Raw genomic sequence first — 13717 nt, forward strand, 5'->3', positions numbered from 1 at the left:
CTACAACGTTGATAGGCAGGATGTGGAAGCGCTGTGAGGCGTTAAGCTAACCTGTACTAATTACCCGTGAGGCTTAACCATACAACGCCAAAATGGTGTGAGACTGTTAAGTTAGAAGTTAGAGATAAAGACTGAAGTAGACATTTCCTTATAAAGCTTTCCGAATTTACAATTTTTTCCTGACGACCATAGCGTTTTGGAACCACCTGACCCCATGCCGAACTCAGAAGTGAAACGAAACAGCGTCGATGATAGTGTGGCATTTGCCATGTGAAAGTAGAACATCGTCAGGGCCTTATTCAAAGAAACCCGTTGCAGCAATGCAGCGGGTTTTTTGCGTTCAGGACCCACCAGACTGGAAGGCCAGCCCCGCCCATGCCGAACTCAGAAGTGAAACGGAACTGCCGGAAGGCCGGCCCCGACTAGGCGTCCCCAACCGATGATAGTGTGGCATTTGCCATGTGAAAGTAGGTCATCACCAGGCTTCAAATTAAAGAAACCCGCTCTATGAGCGGGTTTTTTGCGTTTGGAGGGAAATAAATTGTTTTTCTATGGCTAGGGTTTATTGTACGTTCTAAGCTGTTGTTTTTATTATTTCCTTCAGGCGATATATGTTTGACCTTTTTCATTGGTTCGACCTACTTGGTGTGGCTGTATTTGCTATTTCTGGCACCTTATTAGCTCATGAAAAAAGCATGGATGGCTTCGGTGTTATTGTCCTTGCTGCGGTAACAGCTATTGGCGGTGGTACACTCAGAGATGTAATTTTAGATCTTCCTGTTTTTTGGGTGCATGATACGAGCTACTTCATTACGATTTTACTCACGGTATTTGTCACTATTATTTGGCTTAACTATAAACCCAATTTCCCCCACTACTTGCTCCAACTGGCGGATGCCCTGGGTATTGCCTTCTTCGCTATTATGGGAGCACAAAAAGCTTTAGAGTCAGGCGTGCCAGCCATGACGGCGATTATAATGGGCGTACTCACAGGTTGCTTTGGCGGCATGATCCGCGATGTATTGGCGCGCGAAGTGCCTATGTTATTAAAGGGCCCACTTTATGCCGTCGCTTGTTTGTTTGGGGCCTCTGTCTATATCGGTTTAATGAGTTTGGGCGTAGCCAATCAGCATGCGATGTGGATAGGTGGGCTGACAACACTCGTCGTCCGTTTGATAGCTTTGAAGTGGAATATTAGCGTACACGTTTTCAGATATCCCAGCTAGACTTAAAGTTCCTTATTAGGAACAAGGACAGGGAAATGTCTTTAGCAACTGTTTATGCGCGAGAGCAAATTGGGATCACTGCAATAGAGGTGTGCGTCGAAGTATACCTCGGATCCGGACTACCAAGTTTTAATATTGTTGGTTTACCCGAAACATCGGTGAAAGAGGCCAAAGATCGTGTTCGTAGCGCCATAGAAAATAGTCATTTCATTTTCCCAAGTCAGCGTATAGTTGTGAACTTGGCCCCAGCTGATTTACCAAAAGAGGGTGGGCGCTATGACTTAGCGATAGCCGTGGGAATTCTCATAGCCTCTGGGCAATTGCAATTCACAGAACTTGGCAAAATAGAACTGTTGGCGGAGCTTGGTCTTGATGGTCAACTTCGACCAATAAGAGGAGTTATTCCCAGTGTGCTTGCTGCGAAATCAGAGGGTCGTTTCGTTTATTTGAGTGAGGAAAATAGTCATGAGGCCAAGCTCATTGAGACTGATTGTGTTAAGTGCGCCCGCTCTTTGGTTGAAGTGTGGCACGACTTATCAGGGCAACAGAGTCTGCAATTTTTAGAGCCAGAGCCAACGAGTGCGAATAACATTGAGAATCAATGTGGCGACTTTGATGAAGTAAAAGGTCAGGCTCTGGCAAAACGGGTTTTAGAGATCGCAGCAGCTGGCAAGCATAACGTGCTTTTTAGTGGCCCCCCTGGCACGGGTAAATCAATGCTTGCCCAGCGTTTTGCGTCTATATTACCGCCGATGTCGATTACAGAAGCGCTTGAGACTGCATCCGTGTATTCTGTAAGTGGTCGCGCTGTGAACGTCGCTCAATGGCGTGTACGACCATTTAGAAACCCTCATCATACATGCTCTGCTGTTGCCTTAGTTGGGGGCTCTTCAAAACCCAAACCCGGCGAAATTTCATTGGCACATAATGGCGTATTGTTTCTGGATGAGTTGCCAGAATTCGAGCGCAAGGTGATCGATAGCCTTCGAGAACCAATGGAAACGGGTCATGTGACAATCTCGCGTGCAGCCCACCAAGTGGAATTTCCGGCGCGATTTCAACTTATCGCTGCACTTAACCCCAGCCCTACAGGGCATCATACAGATAAACGGGCCACGCCAGATCAAGTTATGCGCTATCTCTCCCGTATATCGGGCCCGTTTATAGACCGCATTGACTTACAAATAGAATTGCTGCGCGTGCCCAGTGAGCAATTGTTATCCTCTGCAAGTGAGGAATCAAGCGCTGTGATACGAGAGCGAGTTATTCGCGCCTATCAGATTCAGTTACACCGCCAAGGTAAGGTCAATGCGTTACTGTCAACGAAGGAAGTAGCGTCATTTTGCGCATTGGATGAGGCCTGCAGTGATTACCTTTGTGGCGCATCTAATAAGCTAAATCTATCACCGCGCTCTCATCAGCGCGTAATCAAAGTGGCACGCACTATTGCTGACCTTGCTGGGCTGGGCGAGATCACCCAAGAATGCATAAAAGAAGCATTGAGTTATCGGGCCTTTGAGCGCATGGTTGCGCGGCTGGGGTAATTGCCATTGCACGTCCATTTACCAACTGTTAACATTGATTGGTTCGGTAACTAGGAGTGCTCAATGAAAAATTGGATTTTTGCCATAGCGCTAATACCTCAGGTTTGTCTCGGTAATGCGAGCGACGCCATGAGTTATTACCTTGATCAAGATTATGAAAAAGCGTTTTCTCTATTTGAGCAAACGGCTGAGCTTGGCGATGGACGAAGCCAATTCAATCTTGCTGTACAATATTTGCGTGGGCAAGGTGTGGCAGCCGATCCTATTAAGGCTTATGCCTACTTTACGCTTGCGATAGATAATGATTTTAAGATGGCCGAACAAGCGCGTAAGTCTGTTATCCGCCGGTTAAATAAAAACGAGCTTAAGCAGGCCAAAGCTCTGGCGCAACAATTGATCGTCAGATTTGGTAAATCTGGCACGCAGACCCTTTTCCATGAGCTTAGCCGAACACTGACTTATAACCCGTTACGCGAGCGTACGGTAAACCCTCCTACAGAGTATCCTAGTGATTTACAAAGCCAAGGTATACCGGGCATCGCTAGCTATGTCTTCGATATAGATGAGATGGGTATGCCCAGAGACATGGTGTTGGTAAGTTCATATCCAGCACCGGAGTTCGGCCAAAGTATTGCAGAAAAGCTCGAAGATACACGTTTTAACTCTGATGACGCTGTTTTTAGCAATGGTATCGTCAGAGGCGTGTTTGCGGGGGCTGATGAAAATGAATTCACGGCAAAGCTCCGTGCTCGAGCTGACACCTTATTAGCGCAAGCAAAACGTGATGATGTTAATGCCCAAGCTGAACTGGCATTGCTCCTGCGTTTGCTAGATGCTCAGGCCGAACGCTATGCTGTTGATGAAAGTGAGTTATTACTTACAAGCACTGCACCACAATTACGATTTTCGTCTATCACTCAGCCAGAATTTGAGCGAGATAGCACCATTGAAACTAATTTCTTTAACTTTGGTTACTTGGTAAATATTACTGCTGAAGGTAAGGCGCAACAATGGCAGAGCGTAGGGCATCATGGCATACCGAAGAAGTTAACAGAGCAAGCCGAAAATCTGATGGAAAGCTGGGTAGTCAGCGCCTTGCAAAATAAGTTGAGCGATGACAACTGGTATTACGCGAGATTTTTCTACAACAATAAAAACCAAGACCCTAGTTACTTGAATTATTCGGTGAATGCGTATGTAGATTTAACGCCTGTCGTGAACCGAGCACAAGAGCGCCAATGGCAATATTGGCAGTATAAAGCTGCGGTAGGTGGGCACAGTGATACTCTTTTTGAGTTGGGCCTTAACTGTAACTTACGTTTATTAACAGCAGCTGCGATACAAGAACATGTAAAGGCACAAGCGCAGTTGGGTAAGTGTTTAATGGCTCAGGCGGATGAATCAACAGTCTATAAAGAGCAAGCTAAATATTGGTTGCAAAAGGCCACTGATAACGGTGATGTCATTGCCATGCGAAAACTTGCGCGTTGGTATGTCTTGTACTCTGATAAGCCCGAGGAGCTTGAGTTGGCAATTAAATTTGCTGAGCAAGTAGCGGATAGCAACGATCATCCTATGGCGTACGCTTACTTGGCGGCAGCGCATGCTAAATTGGGTAACTTTGAGCAAGCGATAAGTTTTCAACAGCAAGCGGTTGATGAAGCGGATGATCAAGCTTTTGATACCAGTGAATTTCAGCAAGCGCTTGCTGCTTATGAGCAAAATAAACTGATATTTTAACCTGAAGAGAGCATGTAGCCTTTGCCGCGTACTGTGACAATGCGTTTTTGCTCTTTCTCGTCACCTAGTTTTTTACGCAGGCGGCCTATCAATACATCCACAGTTCTATCTGTAGGGCTCCAATCGGGTTGCCCTATTTCTTCAGATACTTTTTCACGAGATGTTGCTTTGCCTGCGTTAGCAATTAAGCAGATAAGTACTTTGTGTTCGGCTTCCGTTAGGCGGATTTCTTCTTGCGCACTAGTGATAAGTGTTCGGTTGTCAGGATGCAATTTAAAATCAGCATACTCAATGTATTCAGTTGAATCATCATCTTGCGACTGAGTCGCGCTGAGGCGTTTATAAACGGCGCGCATACGCAATTCGAGTTCAAGTAAATCAACAGGTTTACAAATATAGTCATCTGCTCCCTGAGCGAGACCGGCGATACGGTCAGACTGAGAATCTCGGCTCGACAGCATAATTACCCCGATTTCGGTGAGTGTCGTTAGCTCTTTCGCGAGCAGCAACCCGTCTTTTTCAGGCAAAACAATATCAACAATAGCGAGCTGAATAGCTTGTTCGGGCTGCGCAAGGGAAGTTTGAACCATTGACAGTGCACAACCGCCTGTACTGTCAACATGAATTAAAAATTCAGTATTGCTGAAATGGCTTTGAATGCGCTTAACTAATAAATCATCGTCTTCAACAAGTAACACATTTATGGGCATGCAAGGTATACCTAGAATATCTTTATCTAACTGCGCACTAAAAGTGCCTAGAACTGTTTAATGCAAACCTTTGCATCATCACAACTAACAACTTCGACATTTTACGATACTCCATAAGATATTTCATTATTAGGTACAACGAAAGCGATAGTTTATTTGTAGTCTTTTGTACCAAAAATATCAATATTCAGGGAGCGCTACATGTGCTTAGTCTTTGCGGATTGCTTGCGTTCTTTTAGCCACTGAACCATGTCGCTGCGTTTCATCGCCTTTGTGATAAGTGGCCCTTGTATGTATATTTTTGGAAATTTAGCCGTTAGGTAATCAAGTTCTTGCTGGCGAGCAACACCGCAGGCAACCATGTTTAGCTTTCTGTCAGTGGTAATATCATCTATCTCATGGACAATGGCTTGGCTAAAGTGATCTTTCTCAATCTCTGTTATCAATGGGTAGCTAATCTTAATCTCGTCTATGGGCAACTTGTACATCAGCTGGCTGTCAGTAAATCCACTACCGTACTCATCAAGTGAAAGTTCGAAACCGCGCAGTTTGAGGCGATTTATGGTTTCTAACACGTTGTCTTCACTCAATGGTTGATGCTCACTGATTTCAATAACCACGTCACTGGGATTGAGGTTATTCAGTGATAAGATTAAGGTGAATTTGTCAGGACAATTTAGGTCTGCGAGCTGTGAAGGATGCAAGTTGATAGCAAGCTTCAAGTCATCTGAATAGGTGTTGCGAAAGTGATCCAAATCCTTAGATGCCTTCTCAATGAGTTGAAACGTCAGTAAATTTAACAACTCGTTCGTTCGTGCAACGCCAATAAAACAGCTCGATTCAGACATTTCCCCGCCACCACGCGGTAAGATACACGACATAACTTCGAGCGACTGCACTTTGCCTGTAACCATATTCACTTTGGGCATGTACATAGGAAGAATGCGGTTATGGCTTATGGCATCTAGTAATGCGAGTTCAGAGATGTTCGCCAGAGGATCCTCATCGAACATCCGCAAACAATCTAGTTTGTGAAACAAGTGTTGGACTTTATCAATGTGCACAGGCTTTGCAATGTTACCCAGGAGGTGGACATTGTTTTGACGCGCTTGCTTACTTGCAAGGCTTATGACCTCTTGCGGCATATCCGAGATGATCACCACCGCGCCAGGGAAATCTATGTTACCCAGCTTGCGAATAAACTCGATGCCATCCATATTAGGCATATTAAGATCAGTTAGGACAAGGTCATAAAGGCTCGGCGCTTTTTCGATATCCTGAAAAGCTTTGTGGGCATCATCGTACGATGACACATCCTTAATACCCAATTCCTCGAACATCGCCTTTAATACAACGAGTATTGCACGAGAGTCGTCAACGACGGCTACTCGATATCTCGCTGTCACCTTCCCTTGGTTAAGTTTGCTCATTAAATCCTCCACTGCATATGGTTAAAATTTAGGCTCCCATATTCAGCTATGCAAACTTGTACCCCTAAAAACCTAATAATATTTCCATTTGGTAATTCTTTATTATTAGTTCAGTGCCTAATTAGGTGCCAACCAGAGAAAGAACAGTGACGATATACACACCACTGATAACGAGTTGTAACAAGCAAAACCCCATTATGTCCTTCGCTTTTAGACCGGCAATGGCAAGTACGGGAAGTGCCCAAAATGGTTGAATGAGGTTGGTCCATGCATCCCCCCATGCGACTGCCATTGCGACCACATGTGTTGGTACTTCAAGTGCTTGAGCAGCAGGCAGTAGAAGAGGAGCTTGTACTGCCCATTGCCCACCGCCAGAGGGCACAAATATGTTCACCAAACCTGCACTGAGAAAGCTCCATATGGGTAAACTTGTAGAGGTAGAAACACTAATAAATAACTCGGAAATAGCCTGTGCTAGACCGCTTTGGCTCATCAGCGCCATTAATCCAGCATAAAAAGGAAATTGAATAACGATACCACTGCCATTTTTGACTGCTTCAGCCAACTGATTGATAAATGCGTGGGCGTTGGGCTGAAGTAATAAAGCGCCAAATAAGAACAGGGCGATAATGGTATTGAGGTTCAATCCTTGGTTACCACCGTAAAACGAAAAGCCCAAGTAAGTTAATCCAAGTAATGCAATAGTGGCGGTGGGCCAGCGAGCTTGCTCTAAGGAGTTAATGTTCGCTTTGTGTGACTGTGCGTCACGCTCATCAAGACGGCTTTGCTCCACATATACTGCATCTTCAGCTTTGGGCAGTAGCCAGTAATTCACGATAGGCAAAAGCACCGCAAGGCCAATGACTAATGTGAGGTTTAACGTAGAAAAGAGTGTCTCACTGGTTGGAATAATACCTATTTGCTGCTGGGCGAAATGGCCTTGTGTGGCTATGGTCAGAGGAATGGAGCCCGACAGGCCGCCATGCCAAATGATAAAACCTGAGTAAGCACTGGCAATAAGTACGCGATAGTCAACGCGGCAATGACGCGCAACAGCTTTGGCAAACAGTGCTCCCACTACCAAGCCAAACCCCCAATTGATCCAACTTGCGAGCATAGCGACCACTGTGGTCACGACCACTGCTTTGCCAGGATTGTTAATGTGCCCCGCTATTAAATCAAGGAGTCTTTGCACTGATGGAGCGGTGGCGAGTAAAAAACCACATACCAGCACCAATAGCATTTGCATTGCAAAGGTGAAAAGGTTACTCAGTCCGCTACCCCACATCATGATGAGCGCATCAATGGAGTGCTCTGTGCCCACTAGGGCGAAGGCAAAGCTCAGCAAAGTGAGAATAATTACTATGACCAGCGGGTCAGGCATGTATTTGTCGGTTAGTTGGGCGATGGGTTTGGAAATTTTAGCGAGCATAATAAGCAACTATTTTTTATTATCTATTATGTTCTTAACATAGATAAGGTAATGTTAAAAACACTAAACATTAGTATGTTAGGCTAAATTTGGAGCTATTACAAAAAAGGTTGATATATAAAGTCTTGATATATAAGAATTAAAAGTTGGCCTGGTTATTGTAATAACTAAATAAGAAACAAGAAATAAATGACAGAAGAGGGTTTTATGTCAGGACAAGGCTCGGGCGGTAACGTAATCGCCGCACTATGTAATGTATTTTTTCCAGGTTTAGGCCAACTCGTTCAAGGGCGTATTCTTGCGGCACTAATCTTTGCAATTGTATTTTTTGGTGGCGTCGCTCTGTGGTGGCTTATTATTCCAGGGATCATCGCGGGTATTGCTTATATTTGGGCAATCATTGATGCGGCAAAGTTTCGCTCGGATGGATAGCCATCAAATCTATAAAAAAGCGTGCTCATAAGCACGCTTTTTTATACCTATTTGGTATTACACCCAATTCAACCAGAAAACATAGCTCACCACGCTCAACAAGGTACTCAACACCACAGTGCTGGCAAGTGTGTCATTTTCAGTACGGAGCTGTTTTGCAACAAGGTAGGCATTGACACCTAATGGTGCGCCACTGAGTAGCACCAACAACAGCACCTGTTCACGGGGTAGTGAGAAAATTTCACAAGCAAATAGCCATACGCCAGCAGGGAGCACAAATAGTTTTAGCACGCTGAGCAATAATGCAAGGTGCAGCCCGCGCCTTAGTTGATAATGGTGCAAATTAGCACCAAGCACAAAGAGCGCTCCGGCGATCGCTGGCTCTGCGAGCAAAGTCACACTAGCATGCAATGCGCCTGTGAGTTTAATACCCATGAGGTTGCCCACAACCCCCAAAGCAATGGGTAACACCACAGGGTTGATGACTAATTGCTTCGCCGTTAAACGCCAATTTAAAGCATGAGACTTGCCAAAGAAGAGATAGGTCAAAAGAAACAGCGTGGCACTGTGAAAGGTGATTAACGCAAATACCGTCGCGGCGACTTCTGTGCTCAACGCTGCAATGGCAATAGGCAGTCCAATAAGTACTGTATTTGAATAGCTACCACCGAGTGCGAGCACCGCACTTTTACTCACTTGCTTGAAGCGCAGATTAAATATCACGAGTGCAACTAAATAAACCCCAATCACTGGTCCATAAAAACTGGTAAAAAGAGCAAGACTCACCACTTGTGTGAGTGGCGCCTGAAGCATGTTTATAAAAAGCATTGCTGGAATCGATACGTAAAACACAAAGCGGCTGACTCCAGCTAAGTGTTCTGCCTTTAAAAAGCCATAGCGAGCACAACCGAAACCGACTCCAGCGGTAAAAATGAGCGGGAAAATAAGGGTAAAGGTGTCTAACATATCTACCAGCAAGTCAATTTAACTGATGTCATTTTATCATGTTCTATAGCGCATTCGCCCAGCACATTTTTGATGAACACTTATACAGGCATTTTTGCTAAGTTGTTGGTATCATGCGCGCCTTATTATCAGGTGTAGTACTTATGGAATATCAACTCTTTTCAGATCCATTATGGGGTAAACGTATCAAAGTGACTGATGAGCATAAGCTCATTGCGCGTTGGTTTAATGACGAGTTGTATGAAAATGAATCATTACAACAGCGTTTTATCGCTGCATTAATGTCTGCAGATAAAGAGGTGATTATCGCAGGGAATGAGATGCGAGTAATTCTAGCCCATGGAGAGGCCATTTTCGAAAGTCATGGTTTGTATCATGATGGTGATGACTTAGAGACATACCTAGAAGATGATTTAACCTTGGATGAGTCTGAGCTTGCAGCTGCTTGTGGAGTGGAAGACTTAGTCGCCTTAGTTGATGCGTGGCGTACATTTCGTTAGCACGTCATTACACCGATGAGAAAAAAGGGCGCGATGCCCTTTTTTAATTTAACACGTCCTAGTCTACTTCTAGGACAATACGATATCGCGCCTTACCGGACTCTAGGTGCGCAAAAGCTTCATTTATTTGCGACATCTTATAATGCTCGGTCACTGGCTTAATATTATGACGCGCAGCAAATTCCATCATGGTTGCCAAAGTGGCGGGAGAACCTACTGGAGATCCCGACACCGTAATTTGTTGTGCAATAAGTGAGAAAGCAGTTAACTCAATAGGGGCCGCTACCGCGCCAACAAAATGAATACGACCTTTTGCCTTTAAGGTAGCGATCACCGCCCCCCAATCCATCGCAACATTTACCGTGACGATAACGAGATCAAATTGCCCCGCAAGCGCGGAAAAAGCGTCTGGATCGCGCGAATTTACACTGTGGTGAGCACCCAGTGATTTAGCCTCTTCCATCTTTGATGCACTGGTGAAAGCGGTGACTTCGCAGCCCCATGCTTTAGCAAATTGCAAAGCGAGGTGTCCCAATCCACCAATGCCAATGACAGCAACGCGACTCGTTGGCTTTATATCGAATTGAACCAGAGGGTTGAATACGGTGATGCCGCCACATAAAAGTGGGCCTGCAACATGAATATCTAGGGCGTCGGGAATTTTAATAACGGCGGTTTCTTGGGCTCTTACCTTATTTGCAAAGCCACCGTGATTGCCGACGATAGTTGGTTTTTGTGAGGCACATAAATTATGGTCGCCACCCAAACACTCACCGCATGTATTACAGTAACCTTTGTGCCAACCTAAGCCGACTTTGTCACCGACCTGTATATTGGTTACATGACTACCAACCGCGCTGACAATACCCGACACTTCATGACCGCCTACAAAGGGATATTGACTCATTCCCCATTCGTTTTTCCACATAGACAAGTCGCTGTGGCACACACCACAGCTTGTTATATCTATTTCCACATCATGGGCGTCGAGTTCACCAGGGTCATACTCAAATGGAACAAGCTCACCGCCCGGGCTATGTGCTGCGTATGCTTTAAACATATATCAGATCCTTGAAATTCATGAGAAAAATGATTCGTCGTGCGAATGTGAATACATATACAGTGGCATTAGGTGAAAGAGATCACCTTCACCAAGAGACAGTTAATATACTGTCAACGAGCCACTGTATACTGTAGTCAAAAATAGCCGATAGACCAGTGTTAAGAAGGGCTGATATTTCGCTCTTTGAGCTTGCGAGTCAGTGTGTTGCGACCCCAACCGATACGTTGTGCCGCCTCCTGTTTGTGACCACCACAGCTTGCAAGCGCTGATTTTATTAGGCGTGTTTCAAGCTGAGCTTGAATGTCTGGCCACACATTGTCTTTACCTTGCTTGAACTCGTTATTGAGCCATTGCTGGAAAAGATCGAGCCAATCAGCATCTACGTCTTGTGGATGGGCGGCAATGATTTCCGCTGGTAAGTCTTCAGCAGCAATGTATTCACCCGGTGCCATGACCGTGAGCCAGCGACAGGTGTTTTCTAACTGGCGTACGTTACCCGGCCAATTGAATAACTTCATTTGATCGCACGCTTGCGGGCTTAAAATCTTTGTACTGATTTTCAGTTCTTGTGCGCTTTTATTGAGAAAATACTCAGCCAGTTGCTCAATATCTTCTGTGCGCTCGCGTAGTGGGGGCAGCTTTAAGCGGACCACGTTTAAGCGGTGAAATAAGTCTTCACGGAACTTCCCTTGTTGCGCAAGGCGCTCCAGATCTTGGTGCGTTGCGGCAATGATGCGCACATCCACCTTGATACTTTGATGACCACCAACGCGATAAAACTCGCCATCGGCCAATACCCTTAATAAACGCGTTTGCACATCCAATGGCATATCACCAATTTCGTCTAGGAAAAGTGTACCACCATTAGCCTGCTCAAAGCGCCCTTTACGAACACTATCTGCGCCAGTAAATGCTCCTTTTTCATGGCCGAATAACTCAGATTCAACCAAGTCTTTTGGGATTGCAGCCATGTTCAGCGCGATAAATGGGGCATCTTTACGCGGACTGTGCTGATGCAGGGCACTGGCTACAAGCTCTTTACCTGTGCCAGATTCACCATTAATCAACACACTCATACTCGAAGCGCTGAGTTTACCAATGGCTCGAAACACTTCCTGCATTGCTGGTGCTTCACCGATAATGACTGAACGTTTTTGCTCTGCTGATGCTTTTTTTGTTTTCTTTTGAGAATGTGCGCGAACAGCTCTATCGACTACACTCACCGCTTCTTCCAAATCAAAAGGCTTGGCAAGATATTCAAATGCGCCTTTTTGAAATGCTTGTACGGCAGAGTCCAGATCGGAGTGGGCCGTCATTATGATAACGGGCAGAGAGGGGTTTTCTTCGCTGATCTGCTCAAGTAACTCCATGCCGTCGATTCCTGGCATGCGTACATCAGACAACAATACTGCGGGTTGAGAATAGGCGAGTGCGCTGAGAACGTCTTGAGCGTTATCAAAACTTTCTACATTATAGCCGCCGCGCGTAAGTGCTTTTTGCAGCACAAAACGAATGGATGCATCGTCATCTACCAACCAAACAGATTTCATCGTATACCTCTTAGCCCTTTATAGTGGCAAGTATATTGTAAATTCAGTATGACCCGGCCAGCTGTCGCACTCGATAAACCCTTGGTGTTGATCAATCAAGGTTTGCGCAATTGATAACCCCAACCCTGAACCACCTTCTTTATTGGTAACCATTGGGTAAAACAGGGTTTCGCGCACTTCGGGTGCGATGCCCGGACCATTATCACAAATTTTGATCTGCAGGGCTTTTTTGAGCGTGGTGTCATAGCGGCGCACATGATAGCGAACGCGAGTAGTCACCTTTATTTCCCCCTTCCCATCAAGCGCTTGCATGGCGTTGCGCACAATGTTCAAGAGTACTTGCTGAATTTTATCGCTATCGACAACCACATCGGGGATGCTGGGGTCGTAGTCTTTTATAAGCTCGATGGCTTTGTTGTTATCCAGCACGCACAGCTTCAGCACATTCTCGAGAGTCTGATGAATGTTGGTCGCTTGTTTTTGTAACCGCTGGTTTGGGCCAAGTAGTCTATCTACAAGCTGACGTAACCTATCCGCTTCGTGAATAATAAGCTGAGCACATTCGTCTCTTTCCTGCTGATCAACCTCATACTGCAATAATTGCGCCGCTCCGCGAATTCCACCTAAAGGATTTTTTATTTCATGTGCTAAGTTTCTTATTAAGGTACGAGCCGCTTGATGTTGGTGCATTTGATTAGAGGCTTGATCCAAACGAATTTCTTCGTCTGTTTGACGCATTTCAAAGAGAATATAAGGCTCCCCTTGATAGTTAATGCGGCGGCTATTTATTGCCAGGTTGGCATGACGGGTGTCTACGAACACCACGTCAGCTCTATGCTGGTGGCAATCAACACCTTGTTTCAAGGTGTATTCCCAGATGCGATCTAATTCGATTGAATGGTAATTAAAGAGCGTATCGAACGGTTGGCCAACAATGCGCTTTAAGCCTTGTCCAAGCAACTCTGTACAACTGGTATTGGCAAAAACAAGATTAAAATCTTTATCCAAAATTAAAATAGCAGTATGTAGGTTTTCCCACATCTGTTGAAAAAAATCGAAGTCGAGTTTCATGATGGTATCGTCATCTGCACCATGTTGGTGCAGATAGTTTATCAGGTTTTAAA

At 45.2% G+C, this 13717-nt stretch carries 12 protein-coding genes and 2 rRNA genes; 7 read left to right on the top strand and 7 right to left on the bottom strand.

Going from position 1 to position 13717, the window contains the following annotated elements; translation table 11 throughout:
* The 5 genes from AAEU32_RS06910 to AAEU32_RS06930 form a co-directional block, all read left to right on the top strand.
* Positions 1 to 81 (top strand): 23S ribosomal RNA (locus AAEU32_RS06910); the annotation flags it as partial.
* A gap of 97 nt (positions 82 to 178) precedes the next feature.
* A 5S ribosomal RNA gene (gene rrf / locus AAEU32_RS06915) occupies positions 179 to 293 on the top strand.
* Between the two features lie 318 nt (positions 294 to 611).
* Positions 612 to 1226 carry a trimeric intracellular cation channel family protein gene (locus AAEU32_RS06920; protein ID WP_421969804.1) on the top strand — a complete coding sequence of 205 codons (615 nt, stop codon included), beginning with the start codon at positions 612 to 614 and terminating at the stop codon, positions 1224 to 1226.
* 35 nt (positions 1227 to 1261) lie between these two features.
* Entirely contained in the window at positions 1262 to 2770 is a 1509-nt protein-coding gene (locus tag AAEU32_RS06925; protein ID WP_421969805.1) for a YifB family Mg chelatase-like AAA ATPase, read from the top strand.
* 63 nt (positions 2771 to 2833) lie between these two features.
* Complete coding sequence (locus tag AAEU32_RS06930; RefSeq protein WP_421969806.1) at positions 2834 to 4510, top strand: tetratricopeptide repeat protein; 1677 nt, start codon at positions 2834 to 2836, stop codon at positions 4508 to 4510.
* Here AAEU32_RS06930 and AAEU32_RS06935 read toward each other — a convergent pair.
* From AAEU32_RS06935 to AAEU32_RS06945, 3 genes are all read right to left on the bottom strand, one after another.
* Positions 4507 to 5220 carry a response regulator transcription factor gene (locus tag AAEU32_RS06935; RefSeq protein WP_421969807.1) on the bottom strand — a complete coding sequence of 238 codons (714 nt, stop codon included), beginning with the start codon at positions 5218 to 5220 and terminating at the stop codon, positions 4507 to 4509. The two genes, AAEU32_RS06930 and AAEU32_RS06935, sit on opposite strands and share 4 nt — an antisense overlap.
* A gap of 197 nt (positions 5221 to 5417) precedes the next feature.
* Positions 5418 to 6650 (bottom strand): EAL domain-containing response regulator, encoded by a 1233-nt coding sequence (locus AAEU32_RS06940; RefSeq protein WP_421969808.1) that lies wholly within the window; start codon positions 6648 to 6650, stop codon positions 5418 to 5420.
* 121 nt (positions 6651 to 6771) lie between these two features.
* Positions 6772 to 8082 (bottom strand): short-chain fatty acid transporter, encoded by a 1311-nt coding sequence (locus tag AAEU32_RS06945; protein WP_421969809.1) that lies wholly within the window; start codon positions 8080 to 8082, stop codon positions 6772 to 6774.
* A gap of 207 nt (positions 8083 to 8289) precedes the next feature.
* Between AAEU32_RS06945 and AAEU32_RS06950 the strand changes: the two genes are divergently transcribed.
* On the top strand, positions 8290 to 8514 hold the full coding sequence (locus AAEU32_RS06950) for a hypothetical protein (protein ID WP_421970089.1): 225 nt from the start codon (positions 8290 to 8292) through the stop codon (positions 8512 to 8514).
* 57 nt (positions 8515 to 8571) lie between these two features.
* On the opposite strand, the gene AAEU32_RS06955 is transcribed toward AAEU32_RS06950, so the two are convergent.
* Positions 8572 to 9480 (bottom strand): AEC family transporter, encoded by a 909-nt coding sequence (locus AAEU32_RS06955; RefSeq protein WP_421969810.1) that lies wholly within the window; start codon positions 9478 to 9480, stop codon positions 8572 to 8574.
* A 113-nt stretch (positions 9481 to 9593) separates the two neighbouring features.
* Between AAEU32_RS06955 and AAEU32_RS06960 the strand changes: the two genes are divergently transcribed.
* A complete protein-coding gene (locus tag AAEU32_RS06960; RefSeq protein WP_421969811.1) occupies positions 9594 to 9980 on the top strand; it encodes a YacL family protein in 387 nt (128 codons plus the stop codon).
* A 58-nt stretch (positions 9981 to 10038) separates the two neighbouring features.
* Here the strand turns inward: AAEU32_RS06960 and ahr are convergent, their stop codons facing one another.
* The 3 genes from ahr to glnL all read right to left on the bottom strand — a co-directional run bounded on the left by ahr (position 10039) and on the right by glnL (position 13664).
* Positions 10039 to 11040, bottom strand: coding sequence for an NADPH-dependent aldehyde reductase Ahr (gene ahr, locus AAEU32_RS06965; RefSeq protein ID WP_421969812.1), 1002 nt, complete (start codon positions 11038 to 11040; stop codon positions 10039 to 10041).
* 161 nt (positions 11041 to 11201) lie between these two features.
* Positions 11202 to 12593: a nitrogen regulation protein NR(I) gene (gene ntrC / locus AAEU32_RS06970; protein WP_421969813.1), complete on the bottom strand. Its 1392-nt coding sequence runs from the start codon at positions 12591 to 12593 to the stop codon at positions 11202 to 11204.
* Positions 12594 to 12611: 18 nt separating this feature from the next.
* Positions 12612 to 13664, bottom strand: coding sequence for a nitrogen regulation protein NR(II) (gene glnL / locus AAEU32_RS06975; protein WP_421969814.1), 1053 nt, complete (start codon positions 13662 to 13664; stop codon positions 12612 to 12614).
* Between the last annotated feature and the right edge of the window lie 53 nt (positions 13665 to 13717).

This window comes from Pseudoalteromonas maris (genome assembly GCF_049257235.1).
Taxonomy (GTDB): Bacteria; Pseudomonadota; Gammaproteobacteria; order Enterobacterales; family Alteromonadaceae; genus Pseudoalteromonas.

Bases quoted from the DNA above. Each gene is read 5' to 3' on its own strand.
- AAEU32_RS06920 (WP_421969804.1), top strand. From the start codon at position 612: ATGTTTGACCTTTTTCATTGGTTCGACCTACTTGGTGTGGCTGTATTT.
- AAEU32_RS06925 (WP_421969805.1), top strand. From the start codon at position 1,262: ATGTCTTTAGCAACTGTTTATGCGCGAGAGCAAATTGGGATCACTGCA.
- AAEU32_RS06930 (WP_421969806.1), top strand. From the start codon at position 2,834: ATGAAAAATTGGATTTTTGCCATAGCGCTAATACCTCAGGTTTGTCTC.
- AAEU32_RS06935 (WP_421969807.1), bottom strand. From the start codon at position 5,220: ATGCCCATAAATGTGTTACTTGTTGAAGACGATGATTTATTAGTTAAG.
- AAEU32_RS06940 (WP_421969808.1), bottom strand. From the start codon at position 6,650: ATGAGCAAACTTAACCAAGGGAAGGTGACAGCGAGATATCGAGTAGCC.
- AAEU32_RS06945 (WP_421969809.1), bottom strand. From the start codon at position 8,082: ATGCTCGCTAAAATTTCCAAACCCATCGCCCAACTAACCGACAAATAC.
- AAEU32_RS06950 (WP_421970089.1), top strand. From the start codon at position 8,290: ATGTCAGGACAAGGCTCGGGCGGTAACGTAATCGCCGCACTATGTAAT.
- AAEU32_RS06955 (WP_421969810.1), bottom strand. From the start codon at position 9,480: ATGTTAGACACCTTTACCCTTATTTTCCCGCTCATTTTTACCGCTGGA.
- AAEU32_RS06960 (WP_421969811.1), top strand. From the start codon at position 9,594: ATGCGCGCCTTATTATCAGGTGTAGTACTTATGGAATATCAACTCTTT.
- ahr (WP_421969812.1), bottom strand. From the start codon at position 11,040: ATGTTTAAAGCATACGCAGCACATAGCCCGGGCGGTGAGCTTGTTCCA.
- ntrC (WP_421969813.1), bottom strand. From the start codon at position 12,593: ATGAAATCTGTTTGGTTGGTAGATGACGATGCATCCATTCGTTTTGTG.
- glnL (WP_421969814.1), bottom strand. From the start codon at position 13,664: ATGAAACTCGACTTCGATTTTTTTCAACAGATGTGGGAAAACCTACAT.